The sequence below is a fragment of the Nocardiopsis sp. KDC1DS13DA1 genome (assembly GCF_055632325.1).
On sequence record NZ_JBVMUY010000015.1, the window covers coordinates 69888 to 92246 of the forward strand.

Here is a 22359-nt window from a genome sequence, read left to right on the forward strand (position 1 = left end):
CATCGTTCGGGTGCCGCCAGGTGGCCGCTGGACGAGGCGGGCCGCTGGCGGAGAACGGGCGTCAGGCGCAGCCGAGGACGGGGGCGCCTGACCGCCCGGGCACCCGAACACGGTCCGGAGCCAAGCGCGGGACCGCGAGGAACACCGTTACGGCAGGGCGTCGACGAGTTCGGCCACGCTCCTGCGGCGGCCGGTGTAGAAGGGGATCTCCTCACGGGTGTGCAGGCGGGCCTTGGCGCCGCGCAGGTGGCGCATCAGGTCGACGATCCGGTGCAGGTCGTCGGCCTCGAAGGCCAGCAGCCACTCGTAGTCGTTGAGACCGAAGGAGGACACGGTGTTGGCGCGCACGTCCGGGTACGGGGCGGCCATACGACCGTGCTCGGCGAGCATCGCGCGGCGCTCGTCGTCGGGCAGCAGGTACCACTCGTAGGAGCGCACGAACGGGTACACGCACATGTGGTCGCGCGGCTCCTCACCGGCGAGGAAGGCGGGCACGTGGCCGCGGTTGAACTCCGCGGGACGGTGCAGGCCCACGACCGACCACACCGGGGTGCTGGCGCGGCCCAGGCGGGTCCGGCGGAAGGCGGTGTACATCTCCTGGACCTGCTCGGAGGTGTCGGCCACCCACCAGAACATGATGTCGGCGTCCGCGCGCAGGCCCTGCACGTCGTAGCTGCCCCGGGTGAGGATGCCGCGCTCGGCGGCCTTGTCGAAGAGGGTCTGGAGCTCGTCGGCCGCCGCGGCCCGGTCGACGCCGTCGAGGCCCTCGACCCTGAAGACCGACCACATGGTGTAGCGGATGAGCGCGTTCAGGTCGGTGCCGTCCTTGTCGACGGCGGTGTTCTGCTGGCCCGTCACGGGGTGACTCCTTGTTCTGTCGTTCCTGCGGCGTCGCCGCCGGGGATGGTGTGGCTGTCTTCGGGTAGGGTGCGCGCCAACCGCTCGGCCGCGCGGCCCGCGTCGGCCACGCACGCGGGGATGCCGACGCCGCCGTAGACGGCACCGCACACCCCCAGACCGGGATGGCGGTCGACGGCGGAGCGGATCCGGCCGACCCGCGCGGTGTGCCCCACTCCGTACTGGGGGATCCCGTCCCGCCAACGGGTGACCCGGGTCTCCACGGGGCTCCCGGCCAGGCCGGTGACCGTGGCGAGGTCGGCGACGGCCACCTCGGCGAGCTCCTCGTCGGAGCGCTCCAGGGCCGCCGCGTCGCCGCCGCGGCCGATCGAGCAGCGCACCACGACCAGGTCGTCGCCGGGGTTGGCCGCGCGCAGCGCCTCGGCGATCCAGGGCCACTTGTTGCTGGAGAAGGTGGCCGCCTTGATGGTGAGCCCCTCGCCGGCCGGAGCGAGGAACCCGCTGCCCGTCAACGGCGCGGGGAAGGCGGACGCGGGGAGCGCGAGGGTCACCAGCGCCATGCTGGCGTACTCCACTCCGCCCAGGTCCCGGGCGGCCTCGGGCACGTGCTCGGCGAGCAGGCGGGCCGCCTCGGTCGCCGGGCAGGCCAGAAGGACCGCGTCGCAGTCCAGCCGGTCACCGGTGTCCAGGTGGACCCGCCAGCCCCGGGCCAGCCGGCGCAGGGAGTCGACCCGGGTACCGGTGCGCACGCGGTCGCCGTGCCGGTCGGCCAGGGCGCCCACGAGTCCGGCGATCCCGCCGCGCAGCGAGGCGAAGACCGGTCCGGTGGCGGCGGGTGCCGCACCCCTGCCCGCCAGGTCGGCGTGCACCGCGCGCATGAGGGAGCGGTCGTCGCGGGCCATGGGGGCGATCTGGGGCAGCGCGGCGTCGAGTGAGAGTCGGTCGGCCCGGCCCGCGTACACGCCGCCCAGCAGGGGTTCGACCAGGCGGTCGACGACCTGGCGGCCCATGCGCATGCCGACGTAGGTGGCCACCGGCACGTCCCCGCGCACGGGGGTGCGCGGCCAGACCAGGTCCAGCCCGGCGCGCAGGGTCCCCGACCAGCTCAGCACGCCGCTGCGCGCGAGCTCCCGCAGGCTGCCGGGCACCCCCATGAGCTGCCCCTTGGGCAGCGGTCTGACCCGCCCCCGCGTGTAGACGCCCGCGGATCCGGGGCCCGGGTGCACGATCCGGTCGGTCAGGCCGAGTTCGCGGATGAGGTCGAGTGCCTCGGGACGGCGGGCGAGTACCGACTCGGCCCCCGCGTCGACCGGGACACCGGCCACGGGTGAGGCGTGCAGTTTGCCGCCGGGCGTGTCCGCCGCCTCCACGACGGTGACGGCGGCTCCGAGTCCGGTGAGGCGGTGCGCGGCGGTGAGTCCGGAGACCCCTCCCCCGACCACGACCACGTGCGGTGCTTGTGCCATGCCACCAGCTTTCCAGATGCCCTGGGTCACACGGACCCGCCGTACCCGAAACACGCCCGTGCCCGCGCGCCCCGTCCGCCCCGTGCCCCACCTGCGCGCTCCCGCCCGCGACCGCCTCGTTGTCCGGTCGTTACCGGGGAACCGCAACGTTCGCGGGGCGGTCTCCGTCAAAGACACATGGCTACTACCGCTTTCCCCCAGCAGTGGCGTGTCGCCGGGGCCGCAGTGTCCCTCGGTCTGGCGGCCCTCGCGCTGACCGCCTGCGGGGCGACGACGAACGAGTCCCTGAGCGAGGACGGCGGCGCGGGCGCCGCGGCCGTCGACCGCGCCGATTCCGCAGAGATGATCGAGGGCGCCCCGCCCGGGGAGGCCCCCCAGGGCGAGGACGGCGGCGCGGCCCTCGGATCCGACGTCGAGGCGGCCGACCGCGACCTCATCCACACCGCCTACGTGAGCGTGCGTGTGGCGGACGTGGCCGAGGCCTCCGCAAGCGCCAAGGATCTGACCGTCGGGGCGGGCGGCTACGTGGCCTCCGAACAGCTCACGACCCCGGCCGGCCGGGTGCCCAGCGCCGAACTGACCCTGCGTATCCCCAACGACGGCTACGAGGACGCGCTGACCGAGCTGGCCGAGCTCGGCGACCGTTCCGACCTGGAGCGCTCCGTCGAGGACGTCACCGACCAGGTGGCGGACACCGAGAGCCGCATCGAGACCGCGGAGACGTCGCTGGAGACCCTGCGCGGCTACCTGGCGGAGGCCGAGGACGTCGACGACCTGCTGCGGATCGAGCAGGAGATCCAGAGCCGCCAGTCGGAACTGGAGTCCTACCAGGCGCGGCTGGAGGCACTGACCAACCAGACGACCTACTCGACCGTGCACCTGAGCCTGGACACCCCGGACACCTACGTCGACGCCCCCTCCGGCGACGCCGTCGGGTTCGTGGAGGCCCTGCGGCAGGGGTGGAGCGCCCTGGCGGCCGTCGCCCTGTGGTGCGCCGTGATCGCGGGCTGGGCACTGCCGTTCCTGGCGGTCGCCGCCGTGGTCGTGGGCCCGCTGTGGTGGTACCGCAGGAAGCGCGTCCGCGACGGGCGCGGCGCGACGCGGGGCACCGGGCGACCCGAACGGGTCTCCGTCGCCGTGACCGCCGAAGCCGGCCCCGTGGACGGGGGCGATGACACCAACGGCTCCGGGAGCACCGCGGACGGGACCGGAGACGGCCCCGGGAACGGAAGCGCGGACCGGGCCGGAGACGGAAGCGGAGACGAGGGCGGCCCCGGGCGGGACGGATGACGGCACGGCGTGTCGCCTCCGGGTCCCGCCCCGGGGTCAGCCCGCGGTCTGCTCGTGGACGAACGCGGTCAGGCGGGTGAGCATGTCCGGGTCCGTGCTCGGCAGCACTCCGTGGCCCAGGTTGAAGATGTGGCCCTCGGCCGCACGGCCCCGGGCCAGGATGTCGCGCGTCCGCTCGGCGACGACCTCCCAGGGGGCGAACAGCGTCGCCGGGTCCAGGTTGCCCTGGAGGGCCTTGCCGGGACCCACGCGCCGGGCGGCCTCGTCGAGCGGCACGCGCCAGTCCACGCCCACGACGTCGGCCCCGGCCTCGCCGAGCAGGCCGAGCAGCTCACCGGTGCCGACGCCGAAGTGGATGCGCGGCACCTCGTACTCGGCGAGCTGCCCGAAGATCCACGAGGTGTAGGGCAGCACCGAGGCGCGGTAGTCCTCGGCGCTGAGCGCGCCGACCCAGGAGTCGAAGAGCTGCACGGCGCTGGCACCCGCCTCGACCTGGGTACGCAGGAAGCCCAGCGTGATCGCGGCCAGGCGGCGCATCAGCTCGTCCCACAGCTCGGGCTCGCCGTACATGAGCGCCTTGGTGTGCTCGTGGTTCTTGGAGGGCCCGCCCTCGATGAGGTACGAGGCCAGTGTGAACGGGGCGCCGGCGAACCCGATGAGCGGCTTGTCGCCCAGTTCACCGACCAGCTGGCCGACCGCCTCGGTGATGTAGGGCAGGTCGTCGGGCTCGATCTCGCGAAGCCGTTTGAGTCCGGTCGCGTCACGGATCGGCTCGGCGACGACGGGGCCGACCCCCGGCTTGATGTCGAGGTCGATACCGACGGCCCGGAGCGGAACGACGATGTCGCTGAAGAAGATCGCGGCGTCGACGTCGTGGCGCCGGACGGGCTGCATCGTGATCTCGGTGATCATGTCGGGGCGCGAGCAGGCCTCGAGCATGGGAACGTCGGCGCGCACCCGGCGGTACTCGGGCAGGGAGCGCCCCGCCTGGCGCATGAACCACACCGGGGTGTGGGGCACCGGGAGCCGTCGGCAGGCGCGGAGAAAGGGAGAGTCTTGAAGCGTCACACCTCGATCGTGCCATGCCCGCCCCGGTGCTCTCGCGCGGATCGGCGGGAGCGGGGACCCGGTGTCACGGATTCCGGCGGTTTCGGCGGCGCGCTGGTCCCAAGATCATCACAAAACACCGACACGCCGTGCGAACTCCGTACCGACGAAGGTGACTCGTGCCACGGTCGGTTCCGTTCCCATCAACCGACCCGCGTCCGGGTGCCGGTCGGCTGGGTATGCCCGAACGAACCCGGGACGTGATCACCACAAGATGAAGGCTGACGTTTCCACCATGCCTGATGTCGGTAGCGCCGAGAACGCGCACGAGACGTTCCGGCGAGCGGTCCAGGCGCTGCACGGCCCCTCCGTGCGCCCGGAGATCGCCGTACGGGAGATCCCCGCACCCCAGAGGTTGGCCCCCCACGCGGCCGCCGTGTCGGCCGATGTCACCGTGCAGGGCGAGGAGGTCGCCTGGGGGCGGCTCATCGTCCTGTACGACCCCGAGGGCACCCGGTCCTGGCCGGGACCGTTCCGGGTGGTGTGCCAGGTCAACTCCGAACTGGAGTCGGAGATCGCCACCGACCCGCTGCTCGGTCCGGTCGCCTGGAGTTGGCTCACCGACGCCCTGGCCGCGCACGACGCGGCCCACCACACGCTGAGCGGCACGGTCACGCGCGCCACGACGGAGGGGTTCGGCACCAAGGCCGGTGAGGGTGCCACCACGGAGGTGGAGATGCGCGCCTCGTGGACGCCGGAGTCGGACCGGCTGTCGGGACACGTCGCCGCGTGGTTGGCGCTGCTCGCGTCGGCCTCCGGGCTCCCTCCGCTGGACGTCACCGACATCACCCGGCAGCGCTCCCGTTCCTGACCCCGACCGGCACCGCCCTCGGGCGGTGGCGCGGGCCCGTGTTCCGCGTCCGGTGGCCACAGCGCATACCGTAGTGGTGTGGCGAACGCGTTGAACTCCAAGACAGAACCCCACGAACCAGGAAGCGACGACGCTGAGAGGGCGCCTCTGCTGCGGGAGCCGCGGGAGGGCCTGCCCGACGTCACCTCCGACGCCGACGCGCTCGCCGACGTGGTCGCGGCCGTGTCCTCCGGCACCGGACCGGTGGCGGTGGACGCCGAACGGGCCTCCGGGTACCGGTACGGCCAGCGCGCCTACCTGGTTCAGCTGCGCCGTGAGGGCTCCGGTTCGGCGCTGATCGACCCGATCGCCTGCCCGGACCTCAGTGCCCTGGACGCCGCGCTGGACGGGGCCGAGGTGGTGCTCCACGCGGCCCACCAGGACCTGCCGTGCCTGTCGGAGATCAACCTGCGCCCCCGGAGCCTGTTCGACACCGAACTCGCCGGCCGGCTGCTCGGTTACCAGCGCGTCGGGCTGGGGTTCATGGTGGAGCGCCTGCTCAACGTGCGCCTGGCCAAGGAGCACTCGGCCGTGGACTGGTCCCAGCGCCCCCTGCCCGAGGACTGGCTGCGCTACGCGGCGCTGGACGTGGAGATCCTCATCGAGCTGCGTGACATGCTGGAGGAGGAGCTGACCGAGACCGGGAAGCTGGAGTGGGCGCGCGAGGAGTTCGCGTCCGTACTGGCCACCCCGCCCAAGGAGCCCCGACCGGACCCGTGGCGCCGTACGTCGGGGATCCACCGGGTGCGCAACCAGCGGTCCCTGGCCGCCGTGCGCGAGCTGTGGTACGAGCGTGACCGCATCGCCCAGGAGCGGGACGTCTCCCCCGGACGCGTCCTTCCGGACGCCGCGATCGTGGAGGCCGCGGCGGCGATGCCGCGGACCCCCGGCGAGCTGACCGGAATCCGGCAGTTCGGGATCAAACTGGCGCGCCGTTACCTCAACACCTGGATCCGGGCGGTCAACCGGGCGCGGGACATGCCCCAGACCGAGCTCCCCCGTCCCAACGCACCCGGTGACGGCCCACCGCCGGTGAACCGGTGGGCGGACCGGGCCCCGGAGGCCGCGCGGCGGCTGGAGGCGGCCCGGGCGACGGTCACGGGGATCGCCGAGGACGTGGTCATGCCGACGGAGAACCTGCTGCTGCCGGACACGGTCCGGCGGTTGGCGTGGGCGCCGCCCCGAGCGGTGGACCCGGACTCGGTGGCCGTGTTCCTGCGCGAGCGCGGAGCACGGAACTGGCAGGTGGGACTGACCGCGGAGCCACTGGCGACCGCCCTTTCGGGCGCCGAGAAGGCGTAACTTTTACCCCGCCTTCACCCACCCAACCCCAAAGTGACTGAACTCACCCTGATCCAGGGGTGGTTCATGCCTGTTGCAGCGCCCACTGTCCGATTATGTTATGGAAATGTGCTCTGGTTCCCCCGGGCATGATCAACAAGGCGAAGACCCGCGGCGACGGCCGTCGCGCGCGGCGATCAGGGAGATGTGGTGAGTCTGCTGGCGTTCTGGCGTGCACTTCTGCGCGAAACCGGTCTGTCCCGCGCGGACAGGGCGCGCCCGGTGGATACCACCGCGCCCACTCCCGTGGCTCCGCACGGTGCGGCCGTGGAGGAGTACGTGCGGGTCCGGGCGGTGAGCCCGGCCGGAGCCGCCTCCGCCGAGGCACCGACCGCTCCGGAGGTGTCGGCCCCGCCCGAGGCCCCGGCCGCCCCGGAGAGCGGATCGGTTGGGGTGGCGACCGCCGAGGCGACCGTCGGCCCCCTGCCGCGCAGGCCGGTCGCCCGGGGGGCGTCCCCCGCCCGCAACGGGGGGTCGCGCGCCGCGTCGCTGGAGCGGACCCTCCAGTCGCTCGTGGAGCGGCACGGCACCGAGCACCCGGACACGATCACCGCACGCAACAACCTCGCGACCAAGTACGCGCAGATGGGGCGCCGGCTGGCCGCCGTGCAGCAGTTCGAGCTGGCGCTGGTCGAGGCCGTGGCGGTGCACGGGGACGAGCACCCGCGCACCGAGATCATCCGCGAGAACCTGGCGTGGGCGCTGGAGGACGCGGGGCAGCCCGCGGAGGCCGCCACCCAGTGGGAGATCCTGCTGCGCGAGCGCGAGGAGCAGTTCGGCCCGGCCGACGAGGACACCGTGGAGGCGCGCAGCCACCTGGCCGCGTGCTACCGGCGCGACGGTCGGCTGGACGCGGCGATCGCCCACTACGAGCGGGCGATCGAGGACGTCGCCTCCACCGAGCGGCGCGAGGAGCTCCGCCTCGGGCTGAGCATGGCGCTGAGCCAGTCGGGCCGCTGCGAGGCCTCGATCGGACAGCTGCGCACGGTGCTCATGGCGCGCCGCCGCCGCCTGGGCAAGGGCCACCTGGACACGCTCGGCGTGCACCACCGGCTGGGACGCGCGTTCACGCAGGCGGGTCGGTCCGACGAGGCGGTCGAGGTGCTGCGCGACGCCTACCGGGTGGCGCTGAACTCGTCGGGCGATCCGGAGGTGCGACGGCTGACGCTGCGGCTGCGCCGCGATCTGGCGGGCGCCTACAACGCCGCGGGGCGTCCCCGTGAGGCCGCCGCCCTCCTCTGATCCCGACACCGCTTCCGGGCGCGTGGACCCACCGGTCCGCGCGCCCTTCCTTGTGCCCGGCGACGCGTGCGCGACCCGTCGGCCACCCACGGCCGCCCCCGGACGACGCCTCCGGAGCAGTGCCCGCTCGCGGCACTCGCGTTATTTGTTACTGGCGAGTAGCATGAGCTTGACAAGTCCGTCCCACCGCCTGAGAAGGAGGGCCCATCGTGCCGCGAACCGCACGCGATGTCGTGTTTGTCGACGGGGTCCGCACCCCGTTCGGCAAGTCTGGCAAGGGCCTCTACGCGGAGACGCGTGCCGACGACATGGTCGTCCGCGTCATCCGCGAGCTGCTGCGCCGCAACCCGGGTCTGCCGCCGGAGCGTGTCGACGAGGTCGCCATCGCCGCCACCACGCAGATCGGCGACCAGGGCCTGACCATCGGCCGCAGCGCCGCCATCCTGGCCGGGCTGCCGCAGAGCGTCCCCGGCTACGCCATCGACCGCATGTGCGCCGGTGCGCTCACGGCCGTCACCACCTCCGGCGCGGGGATCTCCTTCGGCGCCTACGACGTGGTGATCGCCGGCGGCGTCGAGCACATGGGCCGTCACCCCATGGGCGAGGGCGTCGACCCCAACCCGCGTTTCCTCTCCGAGAAGCTGGTCGACCCGTCGGCCCTCGTCATGGGCAACACCGCGGAGAACCTGCACGACCGCTACCCGACCATCACCAAGGAGCGCGCCGACGCCTACGCGGTGCGCAGCCAGGAGAAGGTCGCCAAGGCCTACGCCGACGGCAGGATCCAGCAGGACCTCGTCGAGATGGTCGTCCGCTCCCTGGAGAAGGGATGGGGTCTGGCCACCGAGGACGAGCCGCCGCGGCCCGGCACGACCATGGAGTCGCTCGCCGGTCTGAAGACCCCGTTCCGCGCCCACGGCAACGTGACGCCCGGCAACGCCGCCGGTCTCAACGACGGTGCCACCGGTGCGCTGCTCGCCGCCGAGGACGTCGCCGCCGAGCTCGGCCTGGACGCGCGCATGCGCCTGGTCGACTTCTCCTTCGCGGGTGTCGACCCGGCGGTCATGGGCGTCGGCCCCGTCCCGGCCACGGAGAAGCTGTTCGCGCGTCAGGGCCTCTCGATCGACGACATCGGCATCATCGAGATCAACGAGGCCTTCGCCGTCCAGGTCCTCGCCTTCCTGGAGCACTTCGGCGTCGCCGACGACGACGCCCGCGTCAACCCGTGGGGCGGCGCGATCGCGGTCGGCCACCCGCTCGCCTCCTCCGGCGTGCGCCTGATGATGCAGCTCGCGCGCCAGTTCGCCGAGCGTCCCGACGTCCGCTACGGCCTGACCACGATGTGCGTCGGCCTGGGCATGGGCGGGACCATCCTGTGGGAGAACACCAACTACGAGGGGGGCAAGTGAGCACCGCGATCGAGCAGGCAAGGGAACTCTTCGGCTCCGAGGTCGTCACCAACGCGATCTCCCGCGACGTCCAGCTCCCCTACGGCGCGGGCACCGCGGTGCTGATCACCCTGGACAACGGGCACGACCACACCAAGCCGAACACCTTCGGCCCCGGTGGTCTGATGAGCCTGGACGCCGCGATCGAGGCAGCCAGGGCGCGCACCGACATCGTGGCCGTGGCCGTCACCGGCAAGCCGTTCATCTTCGCCGTCGGCGCCGACCTGACCGGTGTCCCGGCGCTCCAGAACCGCGAGCAGGCGCACGCCATCGGCAAGCTCGGGCACGACGTGTTCCGCAAGCTCGGCGAGCTGGACGTACCGACGTTCGCGCTGGTCAACGGTGCCGCCATGGGCGGTGGCGTCGAGGTCGCGCTGCACTGCACCTACCGCACCGTCTCCTCGGGCGTCCCGGCGTTCGCGCTGCCCGAGGCCTTCCTGGGCCTCGTGCCGGGCTGGGGCGGCACCTACCTGCTGCCCCACCTGATCGGTGCCGAGAAGGCCCTGAAGCTGATCGTCGACAACCCGCTCGCCCAGAACAAGATGATCAAGGGCAAGCAGGTCTTCGAGATGGGCATCGCCGACGCCGTCTTCGAGCCCGCGGACTTCGTCGAGGAGTCGCTGCGCTGGGCGGCCCGGGTCGTCAAGGGCGACGTCAAGGTCGAGCGCCCCGAGGTCGACAAGGGCGAGGCCTGGGACAACGCGGTCAACATGGCCCGGTTCGTGGTCGAGGGCAAGCTGCACGGCGCCGCCCCGGCCCCGGCCCGCGCGGTCGAGCTGGTCGCCGAGGCCAAGAACCGCACGCGTGACGAGGGCTTCGCGGCCGAGGACGACGCGCTCGCCGACCTCATCATGAGCGAGGAGCTCAAGTCCGGCCTGTACGCGTTCGACCTGGTGCAGAAGCGCGCCAAGCGGCCCGCGGGCGCGCCGGACAAGTCGCTGGCCCGCAAGGTCACCAAGGTCGGTGTCGTGGGCGCCGGTCTGATGGCCGGGCAGCTGGCGCTGCTGTTCGCCCGCCGCCTGGACGTTCCGGTCGTCATGACCGACCTGGACCAGGAGCGCCTCGACAAGGGCGTGGCCTACGTCCACGGCGAGGTCGACAAGCTCCTGGGGAAGGGCCGGGTCAGCCAGGACAAGGCCAACCGCCTCAAGGGCCTGGTGACCGGTTCGCTGACCAAGGACGCCTTCTCCGACGCCGACTTCGTGATCGAGGCCGTCTTCGAGAAGATGGAGGTCAAGCAGCAGGTGTTCGCCGAGGTGGAGGCCGTGGTCTCCCCGAAGGCGATCCTGGCCACCAACACCTCCTCGCTGTCGATCAACGAGATGGCGGCCAAGCTCCAGCACCCCGAGCGGGTCGTGGGCTTCCACTTCTTCAACCCGGTCGCCGTCCTGCCGCTGCTGGAGATCATCCGCGGTGAGAGGACCGACGACGCCGCGCTGGCCACGGCCTTCGCCACGGCCAAGAAGCTGAAGAAGACCGCGGTGCTGTGCAAGGACGCCCCGGCGTTCGTCGTCAACCGCCTCCTCACCCTGTTCATGGGTGAGGTTCTGGCGGCCGTGGAGGAGGGCACCGAGCCCGAGGTCGCCGACCGCGCGGTCGCGCCCCTGGGCCTGCCGATGTCGCCGCTGATGCTTCTCCAGCTGGTGGGCCCGGCGGTGGCGCTGCACGTCTCCGAGACGCTGCACGAGGCCTTCCCGGAGCGCTTCGCGGTGTCCGAGCAGCTGGCCGAGGTGGTCAAGGCCGGCAAGAGCCAGATCTTCGCGCCGGACCTGACCATCGACCCGGAGGTGAAGGAGCTGCTCAGCGGCGGGGCCAACCCCTCCGAGGAGAGCGCCATCCTGGACCGCGCCCTGCGCGCGCTGGCCCGGGAGGTCCGGATCATGCTGGACGAGGGTGTCGTGGCCGAGCCCGCCGACATCGACCTGTGCCTGATCACGGGCGCGGGCTGGCCGTTCCACACCGGTGGCATCACGCCCTACCTGGACCGCTCGGGCGTGTCCGAGGCCGTGAACGGCAAGCCGTTCCACGAGGGGGCCCTCAAGGCTCTCTGACGGTCGCAGGACCCTGGACGGACCCCCGCGGGCCCGGCCGCCGACAGGCGGCCGGGCCCGTTTTTCTGGACCGAATCCCACAATTCCGAAAAACTGAACAATTCGCCCACCCATTCATACTTATCAGTAACCCTGTGTAACATCCGGTGCGTGGCAATCTCCCCGGAACATCAGATCTACACGGAGTTGTTCGCCGACTCCCCGGACATGGCCGTGGAATTCCTGCGCAAGCGCCATGTCCGCGTCCCGGACTACGAACGCAGCGAGATCACGTCCTGCGACCTCGGGCACGTCGACCCGGTCGAGCGCCGCTCCGACGTGGCGATCATGCTGCGCGGCGAGGGTCCCGGCGGCCCTCTCGACCCGCTCATGGGCGTCATCGTGGAGGTCCAGCGAGACGAGAAGGAGGGCAAGCGTTTCACCTGGCCCGAGTATGTGGCGTGCCTGCGGTCCCGGCACCGGTGCCCGGTCGCCCTGTTGGTGGTCTGCCCCCGCCAGCCGGTGGCCGACCGCTACGCCGATCCGATCCCGCTCGGCCACCCCGGCTTCGTCCTGCACCCGCTCGTGGTGGGGCCGAAGGACATCCCGGTGATCACCGACCCGGCCACCGTCGCCGCCTCCCCCACCCTGGGGGTGCTGTCAGCGGCGGCACACGGGGCCACCAAGAAGGGCGTCCTGGACGCCCTGCACACCGGCCTCGACAAGATCGATCCGGAGAAGGCGGCGAAGTACATTGGTTATTCGCTGCACCTGCTCGCCGGCACCGACGGACAGAAGGCCCTGGAGGCGCTCATGATGACGAACATGTCCGACTACCACAGCCCCTGGGTGGACAGCCTCCGGGCCGAGGGCGAGGCCAGGGGCGAGGCCAAGATGCTGCTGCGGATCCTCACCCGGCGCGGAGTCCGGGTGAGCGAGGACGCACGTGAGCGCATCACCGGCTGCCAGGACCTCGCGCAGCTCGAAGCCTGGGCCGACCGTGCGCTGGACATCACCGCGATCGAGGAACTCTTCGACGAGTAGCACGGCCCGGGCGGGGCCGGACGCGGTGGCCGACCAGGACCAGGGCCGCGGGCAGGACGGGCAGCGCGACGCACACGGAGGCCGCCGCACCGGCGTGGGAGAAGGACCGGAGGAAGGGGAAGGGGAACAGCGGCAGGCACGACAGGGCCGCCGCGACCGTCAGTCCGCTGAAGGCCACGGTGCGCCCGACCCTGGCCACGGACGCGGTGCCCCGCCTCCGCGACGGTGTTCCCACGGGCCAGATCCTCGCGAAGGCGCGTGATCATGATTTTCCACCGGTGCCGCGCACACGACGAGGGGCCGCCCCGCCTGGGACGGCCCCCGCCGACTCCGGTGCCGCCGGGCTCCTACACGCGCTCGGGTACCCGCAGCGGCTCGGTCGGGGCGGCGGAGGGCTCCGCGTCCTCCTCGGTTCCGCCCTCGGAGATACCCACCCGGTCGTGCAGCCAGCGCAGCGGGCGCGGCAGCCACCAGTTGAGGTCGCCGAGCAGCCGCATGGTCGCGGGCACCATCACCGCACGGACCAGGCTGGCGTCCACCACCACGGCGATGGCCAGGCCGACGCCGATGATCTTCAGGAAGAGCAGCCCCGAGGTCCCCATGGCCAGCAGGACGACCACGAGCAGAAGCGCCGCGCTCGTGATGATGCGCGCCGTCCGCTGTAGGCCCGTCGCGACCGCGTGCGTGTTGTCCCCGGTCCGGAGGTACTCCTCGCGCACCCGGCTGAGCAGGAACAGCTCGTAGTCCATCGCCAGGCCGAAGGAGACGATGGTGATCAGCACGAGGTAGGTCGGGTCGATGGTGCCCACGGCCTCGAACCCCAGCAGACCGCCGAACGCGCCCTCCTGGAAGCCCAGGACCACCACCCCCAGGGAGGCGCCGAGCGACAACGCCCCCATGAGCACCGCCTTGACCGGCAGCACCACGGAACCGAAGGCCAGGAAGAGCAGGAGCAGCGTGGCCGTGGCGACGAAGGCGACGGTCGTGGGGGCCGCGTCGACGATCGCCGTGACGTTGTCCAACTGCCGGGCGGCCACCCCGCCCACCAGGGCCTCCTCGGCGCCCTCCGGCAGCGGCTCGGCCCGGATGTCGCGCACCAGCCGACCGGTCTCCGGATCGTCGATCTCCCCCTCGTAGGCGACCAGTACGTGCGCGAGGCCCTCGCCGGTGCGCTCGACCCGGGAGAGGGCGACCCGCGACGACAGCCCCTCCAGCCGTTCGGTGTACTCGGCCAGGTCGTCCTCCGCGACCTCCCCGACGACGGCCACGTGCAGCCGGCCCAGACCGCCGGCCGGGAAGTCCTCCTCCAACGCCTCGGTGGCGATCCGGCTGGAGGCGTCCCCGGGCAGGTAGCGCTGGTCCGTGGAGCCCAGCTCGGTGGCCCACAGACCCGAACTGAGGACCAGCAGCACACCGCCGACCGCGACCAGGGACACCGCGGGTCCGCGCATCACCGTGCGGGCCAGACGCGCCCACGTCCCGGCCCCGTCGTGGACCGCCCCGGTGACGGTGCGCGTCGGCAGGGGCAGCCGCAGCCGGTCGATGCGCCGCCCGACCACGGACAGCAGCGCGGGCAGGAACACCAGGGCCGCCAGGAGGTCGAACACGACGACGGCGATGCCGCCCCAGCCGATCGACTTCAGGATCGGCTGGGGGAAGAAGAGGAGCCCGGCGAAGGCGATGCCGACGGTGACGCCGGAGAAGGCCACGGTGCGCCCGGCCGTGTCCACGGTGCGGCCGACCGCCCGGGGGACGGACGCGCCCCGGTGCAGTTCCTCGCGGAAGCGGCTGACCATGAACAGGCCGTAGTCGATCGCCAGCCCCAGGCCCAGGATCGTGGCGACGTTGACCGCGAACACCGACACCTCGGTGACGTGGGTCAGGGCGCGCAGCAGGGTCAGGGAGCCGAGGATGGCCAGACCGCCGACGCTGAGCGGCACCAGCCCCGCGATGAGCCCGCCGAAGATGAGCACGAGCAGGAACAGCAGGACCGGCAGGGTGAACAGCTCGGCGCGGACGATGTCGCCCTCGGCCGTGGCCGACAGTTCGTTCTCGACGCCGACGGGACCGCCGAGGCGGGTCTCCAGCGGCCCGGACTCCAGGACCTCGGCGACCTCCTCGTACTGGTGGAGCCGTTCGGTGTGGGTCTGCCCGCTCAGGGTCACGGGCACGTAGGTGGCGTGCTGGTCCTCGGAGACGAGCATGCCCCGCTCGACGTCGCCGAGGCTCTCGTCCAGGTAGACGTCGTAGGAGGCGACCAGGTCCTCGGGGAGGTCGTCGGTGACGCGTTCGACGGCGGCGGCGAAGGTGGGGTTGGTCACCCGCATCTCGTCGCTGCGGAAGACGGCCACGATGTCGATGTCATCGTGGCCGAGCTCCTCCTGGAGCAGTTCGGTGGCGCGCGAGGACTCGGCCCCCGGGTCCTCGAACCCGCTCTCGCTGACGTCGGAGAAGACCCCCGATCCCCAGACGACGGCGAACGCGGCGAAGAGGCCGGTGGCCGCCAGCACCCACCATCGCCGCCGGTGTACGGACAGGCCCAGTCGGCCGAAGAGGCCCGGGTGTGTCGGCATGCGACGCCCTCTCAGTGAACATGATTCATGGTGGTGAACACTGTTTGCTAACGGTGTTCACTAAAGCGTGCGCCCATTACGATGTCAATATCGCCGAGGAGAACCACAGCGCCACCGATCTGGCGCCCTGAGACGGGGTGTAGTGCAGCACATGACGAAACCGCAGGTCGCCCGGGGCCGAGCGGACCAGAGCACACTGAGCCGACGCGAACGTGTGCGCGAAGCCACACTCGCCGAGATCAAGGCGATCGCCCGCCGCCACCTCGTCGAGCACGGCCCCACGGGGGTCTCCCTGCGTGCCATCGCGCGGGAGATGGGGATGACCGCGCCCGGGCTCTACCGCTACGTGTCGGGGATCGACGCCCTGCTCATCGCCATCACGGCCGACATGTTCGACGAACTGGCCGACGCAGTCGCCGCGGCCGACGCCAGCGTTCCCGACCAGGACACCGACCGGCGCATCCTCACGTCGCTGCGTGCCTTCCGGGCCTGGGCGATCGGGCACCGGAGCGAGTTCGCGGTCATGTTCGGGCCGAGGGCCAGGCTGGACCCGAACGCGGACCTCACACCGGGGCTGGAGGCGGCACGCCGCTTCGCCGCCACCTTCTACACGCTCTTCGACCGGCTGCTGGTCGAGCGCCGCTTCACCCTGCCCGACAGCGGGCACGTCACGCCGGAGCTCAGCCGTGAGCTGCGTTCCTTCGCCGAGAGCTGCGGTTTCTCCGCGCCGCACATCCCGGTGGAGGCGGTCATGGTGCTCACCTCCTGCTGGGTCCGGCTCTACGGGGTGGTCTGCATGGAGGTGTTCGACCACATGAGCATCGTCATGGGCGATCTGGAACCGCTCTTCGAGTCCGAACTGCACGCCGTGCTGTCGGACCTGGGCGTGAGGTACGCACCGCCGGAGGGCAACGGGACCCGCACCCTCGGCACTCCCGATTAGACCCCATACTGGAGGTTCGCCGTACTTGCCGGATTCGCCCGGGCGGGTCCGGCCATCTCCAGCGCGCGTCGGCACGAGAGGGAGGACGGACCCGTGGAGAACCAACCCGGCGGTGACGGGGCCGGGAACGGGGAACCCCCGACGGAACAACCCGGACCCGGCGGCACCGCCCCCACCGAAACCACCGCCCCGGAGACCCCCCCGAACCCCGCAGCCCCCGCACCCCAGACGCACACCCCCTCCGCAGGACCCACCGCTCCCCCCGCAGCACCTCCCCGGACCACCCCGACCGCCACCGGTGTCCCGACGCCGCACGGCCTTCCGGCACCGCACCCGACCGCGCCCGGACCGCACCCACCCGTCGGCCCCCCGCACGGCGCTCCCCAGGGCTTCCCGCCGACCGCCCACCAGGTCCCCGGAGGCCCGTGGCCGGGTCCGGCGCCCCACCCGGGTGCGTACCGGGGTCCCGGCACCCCGGGGCCGCACCCGCACCCGCAGGGCGTACCACCACGCTGGGGATGGCCACCGCAACAGGTCTGGGCCCCGCCGCACGCGTGGTCCGCTCCCCAGCCTCCCCCGCGCCGCCGCGGCGGCGCGGGCGTGCTCTTCGGGGCCTCCGTCGCGGCCGCGGTCGCGGTCGCCGCGCTCGCCGCCAGTGTCGTGACGGTGGTCAACACCCCCCGGGAGAACCCGTCCGCGGGCGGCGCCGACCTGGGCCTGTACTACGACGGCGCGCTGGTCGCGGCCCCCGACCCGGTGGAGGTCGACCTCGTCGAACACCCCCTGTACGGGGTCGCGACGCCGACGACGGTCGAGTGCCAGACCCCCGAACTGGACATGGACTCGGACGAGTCCTGGGAGGCCTTCGCCAACGCGACCAGCACGTGTCTGGACGCGCTGTGGACCCCGGTCATGGACGAACTCGGCCTCCACCCGGAGACGCCGGAGATCACCGTCACCCGCGAGTCGCCCGACTCCGGTGACGAGGAGGGCTACACGCTCGCCTACTACGAGGGCGACTACACCCGCATCACCGTCGTCCTGCCCAATGTCCGCGAGCTCGGGGCGTTCATCCCCGAGGAGGACCAGGAGGAGGTCTGGGTCGCCCTGATGGGGCACGAGTACGGCCACCACGTCCAGTTCGCGACCGGCATCCTCGACCTCTCCTACGACATGCGCGTCGGGGCCGAGGACGAGGAGGAGGAGCTGGACGCGCTGCGCCGCACGGAACTCCAGGCCGAGTGCATGGCCGGCGTCGGACTGCGGGCGATCATGGACGGGGACGCGGACGCCCTGGACGCGGTCGACGAGCACTTCAACGGCGGGGGCGACCTGGACACGCACGGCAGCGCGGTCAACCGGTCGTTCTGGTTGGAGGAGGGCTGGTCACGCGAGACCGTGGAGGGCTGCAACACCTACGGCGCGGACGGGGGCCGGGTCTCCTGAGCGGAACCGGCGCTGCGCCCGCGCCGGTGCTCATCCGCCGCCGATGACGTCGCGGTAGGCCCGCCAGCCGTGCAGCTTGACCCGTTCGCCCCGGTCCAGAGCCTGCGCCTGCTCGGCCTCGGCGCTGTCGATACGCAACCAGTCGCCGTACCCGCTGTGGGCGATCCCGAGCTCGTCCAGCACCGTCTCCAGGGGCACGAGTTCGGGCGCGCCCGACCGCAGTTCGGGCGCGTCGTCGAGCAGGGAGCGGACGGTTCCGGCGGCGTCGGACTTGTTGGTCCCGATCACCCCGGTGGCACCGCGCTTGATCCACCCGGCCACGTAGTCGCCGCGGACCGGCAGACCGCCCGGGTCCAGCACGCGTCCGTCCTTTTGCGGAACGGTCCGCTCGACCGGGTCGAAGGGCACCCCGGGCAGGGGGACCCCCGCGTAGCCCACCGAGCGCAGCACCATCCCGGCGTCGACGACCGTCGTCTCCCCGGTTCCCTCCAGGTGCCCGTCGGCCGCCATGCGGGTGCGCTCCAGACGGACGCCGGTGACCCGGTCGGTGCCCAGGATCTCCTCCGGCCGCGTCCAGAAGTGCAGCAGGACGCGGCGCGGGCACCCGCGCGGTGGGCGCCGCGCCTGGTCCGAGAGCAGGCGCAGGTTGGTGCGGGCGGCACGGGCCACCTGGTGCACCTCGGGAGCGGGGCCGCCCACGTCGGCGGGGTCGATGGCGACCTGGTCGGCGGGTACCACCACGTCGACGTCCGGCAGGGCGAGCAGGTCGCGCAGTTCGGGGGCGGTGAACTTCGCCTGGAGCGGGCCGCGTCGGGCGAGCAGGTGGACGGTGCGGACGCGGCTGGCGGCCAGGGTCTCCAGGACGGGCTGGGGAATGTCGGTGTGCCGGAGTTCGTCGGCGGTCCTGACGAGGATGCGCGCCACGTCGAGGGCCACGTTGCCCGCCCCGACCACGGCGACCTCCTCCGAGTCCAGGACGAACCGCTCCAGTTCGCTGTCGGGGTGGCCGCAGTACCAGTTGACGAAGTCGGTGGCGGCCACGCTGCCGGGCAGGTCCTCGCCGGGCACGCCCAGGCGGCGGTCCACGCTGGCGCCGGTCGCGTAGACCACGGCGTGGTGGGTGCGGGCGAGGTGGGCGCGGGTGAGGGTGTCCCCGAACTCGACCCCGCCGACGAAGCGTACGTGCGGGTGTTCCAGGACCTTGCTCAGGGCGCGGGCGACGCCCTTGATCCTGGTGTGGTCGGGGGCCACGCCGTAGCGGACCAGACCGTACGGGGTGGGCAGCCGGTCCATGACGTCCACCCGGACGGGAACGCGGTGCTGTCGGGTGAGTGCGTCGGCCGCGTAGATGCCCGCGGGGCCGGAGCCGATCACCGCCACCCGGAGCGGCTCGGTGTCCTCGGTGCGCTGCTGGTCGGGTTCGGGAGCGGTCATAGGCCCATTCTTACAGCTCCGGGGCCGGTGGCCCGCACACGCCGAGGGGCGCCCCCGACGCGGGGGCGCCCCATGGGCCTGGATCCGGTGGGGTGAGCCGTCACCCCGGAGGGTTCGGTCCGGACGCCGCCAGGGTTGCGCGGGACGGGGCGAGCCGCGGGCGAGGACCGGGCGGCAGGCCCCGCCGGGGATGAGGCATCCCCGGCTTCCGGGGCGCACGACCACGGGTCGGAGCGAAGCGGGGACCCACGACGAGCACAGCTCAGGCCTTGTCCCCGGTCAGGGCGCGGCCGTCGGAGTCCTCGGCGGACTCGGTGCGGCGGGAGACGGTCTCGGTGAGCTTGCGGGACAGCTCCTGGGGGGTCAGTCCCTGCTGCTGGAGGATGCGGTCGCGCTTGGCGTGGTCGAGGAACTCCTGCTCGATGCCGAACGTGCGGACGGGCACGTCGACGTCGTGGTCGCGGAGCATGCGGGCGACGGCGTCGCCGACGGCGCCGGTGCGGCCGTTGTCCTCGATGACCGCCACGACGCTGTGCTCGGCGGCCTCGGCGACCAGGGCCTCGTCCAGGGGCTTGACCCACAGGGGGTCGAGGACGGTGACGCCGATGCCCTGGTCGGCCATCCGGTCGGCGACCTCGCAGGCGACCTGGGCCATACTGCCGACGCCGACGATGAGCAGGTCCTTGGACCGGCCGCCCTCGGTGGCCCGGCGGAGCAGGTCCATGGAGCCGACCCGACCGATCGCCTCCAGGTGCTCGGCGACCGCGCCCTTGGGGTAGCGCACGACCGTGGGGGCGTCCTCGACCGCGACGGCCTCACGCAGGAGGCGGCGCAGGCGCTCGGCGTCGCGCGGGGCGGCCAGGCGCAGACCGGGGACGACCTGGAGGATCGACATGTCCCACATGCCGTTGTGGCTGGCGCCGTCGTTGCCGGTCACACCGGCGCGGTCCAGACAGAAGGTGACGCCCTGCCGGTGCAGCGCGGCGTCCATGAGCACCTGGTCGAAGCAGCGGTTGAGGAAGGTCGCGTAGACCGCCACGACCGGGTGCAGGCCGTTCATCGCCATGCCGGTGGCGGCGGTGGCGGCGTGCTGTTCGGCGATGCCGACGTCGAAGCAGCGGTCGGGGTAGGCCGCGGCGAACGTGTTCAGGCCGGTGGGGTAGAGCATGGCCGCGGTGATGGCGACGACGTCCCCGCGCTCGGCGCCGATCTCCACCATGGTCTCGCCGAAGACCGAGGTCCACTTCTCGACCTTGGGGCCGGGCTTGGCCTGGCCGGTGCTGACGTCGAAGGGGCCGGGGGCGTGGAACTGGTCCTCGTCGTGGTTCTCCGCGGGGGCGTAGCCCTTGCCCTTCTGCGTGATGCAGTGGACGATCACGGGGCCGCCGAAGTCGCGGGCGCGGCGCAGTGCCTTCTCCAGGGCGGGCTCGTCGTGGCCGTCGATGGGGCCGAGGTACTTGAGCCCCAGGTCCTCGAACATCATCTGCGGCTGGATGGCGTCCTTGACGCCCTTCTTCAGGCCGTGGAGGGCCTCGTAGAGCGGCTGGCCGACCACGGGGGTGCGGTTGAGCGTGCTCTTGGCCAGGTCGAGGGCCTGCTCGTATCCGGGCGCCAGGCGCAGGGAGGCCAGGTGGTCGGCGATTCCGCCCCGGGTCGGGGAGTAGGAGCGGCCGTTGTCGTTGACCACCACGACCAGGCGCCGGTTCTTGCGCTCCGCGATGTTGTTGAGCGCCTCCCAGGCCATACCGCCGGTGAGGGCCCCGTCGCCGATCACCGCCACCACGGTGCGGTCGTCACGGCCCCGGACCTCGTTGGCCCTGGCCATGCCGTCGGCGTAGGACAGCGCGGTGGAGGCGTGCGAGTTCTCGATGAAGTCGTGCTCGGACTCGGCGCGGGAGGGGTAGCCGGACAGGCCGCCCTCGGACTTGAGGTCGGAGAAGTCGTGCCGGCCGGTGAGCACCTTGTGTGCGTAGGCCTGGTGACCGGTGTCGAAGAGGATGGGGTCCCTGGGCGAGTCGAAGACCCTGTGCAGCGCGATGGTCAGTTCGACGACGCCGAGGCTGGGCCCGAGGTGGCCGCCGGTCTGGGCACAGGAGTCGACCAGGAAGTCTCTGATCTCCCGCGCCAGCACCGGGAGCTGGTCGGCCGGGAGCCTCTTGAGAGCTTCCGGATTGTGTATCGACTCGAACAGTGCCACTGTCTCGTCAGTCCCCTCGTCCAACGTGTTCCGCCTGTGTTTGCCGATCCGGGCCGCTGACCCGGCCCGGAATTGGCTACCGGCAGGTATGCATACCTGAGTCTATGAGGCTGTGTCCACGGGTCGTACCCGGACGAAGGGGGCCGGACCCCACTCGGAGCAGGGCTTCTCCGGACCCGGAACGGTCCGGGCGGACGGTGTGTTCGCGGACATGGCTCCCACACGGGTTTTCGCGTACATTACTCGCTCCGGGGTGCTCCGTTGCCCTCCCGGACGACGCTAACCGAGAAGAGCCTGTCCGAGCAGGCCGATCGCCGAGACGGTCACCACACAGAGCATCGCCACCCGCAGCTTCGCGGCGTCGACCCTGCGTCGTACGACGTTGCCGAGGGCGAACCCGGCGCCGACGAACGGCAGGGCGGCCACGCCCACCACGGCCGTCCTGGCGTCCAACTGGCCGCCCGCCCCGAGCGCGGCCAGGGAGACACTCGCCCCGAGCAGGAAGAAGGCCGCCAGGGTGGCCCGCACGCGCGAGGGCGGCTCGTACTGGTAGACCAGCGCCATCGGAGGGCCGCCCACGGAGGTCGCCGTGCCCGCGAACCCGGACAGGCACCCCGCGACCACGAGGGAGACCGGGGTGACGCGCACCCGGAAGGACCACACCGACAGCGCGACCGCGGTGAGCACCATGGCGCCGACCAGTCCCGCCAGTGCCCGGGGCTGGAGGGTGGCCACGACCCACACGCCCGCCAGCGTTCCGGGCAGGCGGGCGGGCAGGCCCCAGGCCACCCCCCTCCAGTCCACGTGCCGCCACTCCTGCACCAGCGTGAGCACGGGGAGCAGGACCGCGGCGATGAGCATCGCCCCCGGCATGAGGGTGGGGTCCAGGAAGGAGATGACCGGTGCCGCGACCAGGCCGAGCCCGAGTCCGACGGTGCTCTGCACGGCCGCGCCCGCGAGGACCGCGGTACCGGCCAGGAGGACGAAGACCCAGGTGTCCGCGTTCCCGAGGGGACCGGCGGACACGGGTTCCAGGAGATCTGTGTACATGAGGGAGCTGACGCTACATCTCCACCCATCCGGTCGGAAT

17 protein-coding genes are annotated in these 22359 nt (G+C 72.3%); 9 read left to right on the plus strand and 8 right to left on the minus strand.

Annotated elements, in window-relative coordinates:
* Positions 1–147: 147 nt before the first annotated feature.
* Together hemQ and hemG are read right to left on the minus strand one after the other, a co-directional pair.
* The gene (gene hemQ / locus ACTVAJ_RS10700) at positions 148–858 is read right to left on the minus strand and encodes a hydrogen peroxide-dependent heme synthase (RefSeq protein ID WP_470387951.1); all 711 of its coding nucleotides are present in this window, start codon (positions 856–858) and stop codon (positions 148–150) included.
* A complete protein-coding gene (hemG, locus tag ACTVAJ_RS10705) occupies positions 855–2324 on the minus strand; it encodes a protoporphyrinogen oxidase (protein ID WP_470387952.1) in 1470 nt (489 codons plus the stop codon). The genes hemQ and hemG overlap by 4 nt, the downstream gene beginning before the upstream one ends.
* A gap of 177 nt (positions 2325–2501) precedes the next feature.
* On the opposite strand from hemG, the gene ACTVAJ_RS10710 reads away from it, so the two are divergent.
* Positions 2502–3614: a DUF4349 domain-containing protein gene (locus ACTVAJ_RS10710; RefSeq protein ID WP_470387953.1), complete on the plus strand. Its 1113-nt coding sequence runs from the start codon at positions 2502–2504 to the stop codon at positions 3612–3614.
* Positions 3615–3650: 36 nt separating this feature from the next.
* Here ACTVAJ_RS10710 and hemE read toward each other — a convergent pair whose 3' ends face one another.
* A complete protein-coding gene (gene hemE, locus ACTVAJ_RS10715) occupies positions 3651–4682 on the minus strand; it encodes a uroporphyrinogen decarboxylase (protein ID WP_470387954.1) in 1032 nt (343 codons plus the stop codon).
* A gap of 274 nt (positions 4683–4956) precedes the next feature.
* On the opposite strand from hemE, the gene ACTVAJ_RS10720 reads away from it, so the two are divergent.
* The 6 genes from ACTVAJ_RS10720 to ACTVAJ_RS10745 all read left to right on the plus strand — a co-directional run bounded on the left by ACTVAJ_RS10720 (position 4957) and on the right by ACTVAJ_RS10745 (position 12676).
* Positions 4957–5532 carry a DUF3000 domain-containing protein gene (locus ACTVAJ_RS10720; RefSeq protein ID WP_470387955.1) on the plus strand — a complete coding sequence of 192 codons (576 nt, stop codon included), beginning with the start codon at positions 4957–4959 and terminating at the stop codon, positions 5530–5532.
* Between the two features lie 78 nt (positions 5533–5610).
* On the plus strand, positions 5611–6873 hold the full coding sequence (locus ACTVAJ_RS10725) for an HRDC domain-containing protein (RefSeq protein WP_470387956.1): 1263 nt from the start codon (positions 5611–5613) through the stop codon (positions 6871–6873).
* A 198-nt stretch (positions 6874–7071) separates the two neighbouring features.
* On the plus strand, positions 7072–8154 hold the full coding sequence (locus ACTVAJ_RS10730; protein ID WP_470388046.1) for a tetratricopeptide repeat protein: 1083 nt from the start codon (positions 7072–7074) through the stop codon (positions 8152–8154).
* Positions 8155–8363: 209 nt separating this feature from the next.
* On the plus strand, positions 8364–9563 hold the full coding sequence (locus tag ACTVAJ_RS10735) for a thiolase family protein (RefSeq protein WP_470387957.1): 1200 nt from the start codon (positions 8364–8366) through the stop codon (positions 9561–9563).
* Entirely contained in the window at positions 9560–11653 is a 2094-nt protein-coding gene (locus ACTVAJ_RS10740) for a 3-hydroxyacyl-CoA dehydrogenase NAD-binding domain-containing protein (RefSeq protein WP_470387958.1), read from the plus strand. The genes ACTVAJ_RS10735 and ACTVAJ_RS10740 overlap by 4 nt, the downstream gene beginning before the upstream one ends.
* 150 nt (positions 11654–11803) lie before the next feature.
* Positions 11804–12676: a DUF4351 domain-containing protein gene (locus ACTVAJ_RS10745; RefSeq protein ID WP_470387959.1), complete on the plus strand. Its 873-nt coding sequence runs from the start codon at positions 11804–11806 to the stop codon at positions 12674–12676.
* On the opposite strand, the gene ACTVAJ_RS10750 is transcribed toward ACTVAJ_RS10745, so the two are convergent.
* Together ACTVAJ_RS10750 and ACTVAJ_RS10755 are read right to left on the minus strand one after the other, a co-directional pair.
* Positions 12645–12911: an MMPL family transporter gene (locus tag ACTVAJ_RS10750; RefSeq protein ID WP_470387960.1), complete on the minus strand. Its 267-nt coding sequence runs from the start codon at positions 12909–12911 to the stop codon at positions 12645–12647. The two genes, ACTVAJ_RS10745 and ACTVAJ_RS10750, sit on opposite strands and share 32 nt — an antisense overlap.
* A 112-nt stretch (positions 12912–13023) precedes the next feature.
* Positions 13024–15249, minus strand: a complete 2226-nt coding sequence (locus ACTVAJ_RS10755) for an MMPL family transporter (protein ID WP_470387961.1) — start codon at positions 15247–15249, stop codon at positions 13024–13026.
* Positions 15250–15400: 151 nt separating this feature from the next.
* On the opposite strand from ACTVAJ_RS10755, the gene ACTVAJ_RS10760 reads away from it, so the two are divergent.
* Together ACTVAJ_RS10760 and ACTVAJ_RS10765 are read left to right on the plus strand one after the other, a co-directional pair.
* The gene (locus ACTVAJ_RS10760; RefSeq protein ID WP_470387962.1) at positions 15401–16192 is read left to right on the plus strand and encodes a TetR/AcrR family transcriptional regulator; all 792 of its coding nucleotides are present in this window, start codon (positions 15401–15403) and stop codon (positions 16190–16192) included.
* A 600-nt stretch (positions 16193–16792) separates the two neighbouring features.
* Positions 16793–17638, plus strand: a complete 846-nt coding sequence (locus ACTVAJ_RS10765; protein WP_470387963.1) for a neutral zinc metallopeptidase — start codon at positions 16793–16795, stop codon at positions 17636–17638.
* Between the two features lie 30 nt (positions 17639–17668).
* On the opposite strand, the gene ACTVAJ_RS10770 is transcribed toward ACTVAJ_RS10765, so the two are convergent.
* The 3 genes from ACTVAJ_RS10770 to ACTVAJ_RS10780 all read right to left on the minus strand — a co-directional run bounded on the left by ACTVAJ_RS10770 (position 17669) and on the right by ACTVAJ_RS10780 (position 22319).
* Positions 17669–19072 carry an FAD-dependent oxidoreductase gene (locus ACTVAJ_RS10770; protein ID WP_470387964.1) on the minus strand — a complete coding sequence of 468 codons (1404 nt, stop codon included), beginning with the start codon at positions 19070–19072 and terminating at the stop codon, positions 17669–17671.
* Positions 19073–19334: 262 nt separating this feature from the next.
* The gene (gene dxs / locus ACTVAJ_RS10775; RefSeq protein WP_470388047.1) at positions 19335–21269 is read right to left on the minus strand and encodes a 1-deoxy-D-xylulose-5-phosphate synthase; all 1935 of its coding nucleotides are present in this window, start codon (positions 21267–21269) and stop codon (positions 19335–19337) included.
* Between the two features lie 279 nt (positions 21270–21548).
* Positions 21549–22319: a sulfite exporter TauE/SafE family protein gene (locus ACTVAJ_RS10780; protein ID WP_470387965.1), complete on the minus strand. Its 771-nt coding sequence runs from the start codon at positions 22317–22319 to the stop codon at positions 21549–21551.
* Between the last annotated feature and the right edge of the window lie 40 nt (positions 22320–22359).

Bases quoted from the DNA above. Each gene is read 5' to 3' on its own strand.
- hemG (WP_470387952.1), bottom strand. From the start codon at position 2,324: ATGGCACAAGCACCGCACGTGGTCGTGGTCGGGGGAGGGGTCTCCGGA.
- ACTVAJ_RS10710 (WP_470387953.1), top strand. From the start codon at position 2,502: ATGGCTACTACCGCTTTCCCCCAGCAGTGGCGTGTCGCCGGGGCCGCA.
- ACTVAJ_RS10720 (WP_470387955.1), top strand. From the start codon at position 4,957: ATGCCTGATGTCGGTAGCGCCGAGAACGCGCACGAGACGTTCCGGCGA.
- ACTVAJ_RS10755 (WP_470387961.1), bottom strand. From the start codon at position 15,249: ATGCCGACACACCCGGGCCTCTTCGGCCGACTGGGCCTGTCCGTACAC.
- ACTVAJ_RS10760 (WP_470387962.1), top strand. From the start codon at position 15,401: ATGACGAAACCGCAGGTCGCCCGGGGCCGAGCGGACCAGAGCACACTG.
- ACTVAJ_RS10770 (WP_470387964.1), bottom strand. From the start codon at position 19,072: ATGACCGCTCCCGAACCCGACCAGCAGCGCACCGAGGACACCGAGCCG.
- ACTVAJ_RS10780 (WP_470387965.1), bottom strand. From the start codon at position 22,319: ATGTACACAGATCTCCTGGAACCCGTGTCCGCCGGTCCCCTCGGGAAC.